Genomic DNA, 314 nt, shown 5'->3' with positions numbered 1-314 from the left:
ATATTGTCATCAGTCAGACGTCCACGCCCGCTGATATTGCGCAAAGTGCGCGATAGTCTGTCAGTTAAATTATCAAACATGTGTCTTAGCTCAATTCTGTTATGGGCCTATATGTAGCCTTATTTGGTTACTCGCGCGCTGTATTTCAAGGGCAAACTCAAGATAGCCACGGCACAATTCAACGCTGTGTTGGTCACCGATTGTATCACACTTGATGGGATTTCGCTGCTTCGTTTAGTTAGCCTAAATGAGCGATTATTAAAGAATATACAGCGATACGTCATACCAATAGTTGGAGCCTACACTTGCACGGG

At 43.9% G+C, this 314-nt stretch carries 1 protein-coding gene; it reads right to left on the bottom strand.

Annotated features, from left to right (window positions below; translation table 11 throughout):
• On the bottom strand, positions 1-80 hold an 80-nt coding region (locus ACNQ0T_RS23590), incomplete at its 3' end, for a hypothetical protein (RefSeq protein ID WP_417930427.1).
• Between the last annotated feature and the right edge of the window lie 234 nt (positions 81-314).

This window comes from Enterobacter cloacae complex sp.6700776, assembly GCF_048284255.1.
Classification (GTDB): domain Bacteria; phylum Pseudomonadota; class Gammaproteobacteria; order Enterobacterales; family Enterobacteriaceae; genus Enterobacter; species Enterobacter intestinihominis.
Note: the sequence above shows the minus strand (reverse complement) of the source record. Positions and strands in the feature narration are given on the sequence as shown.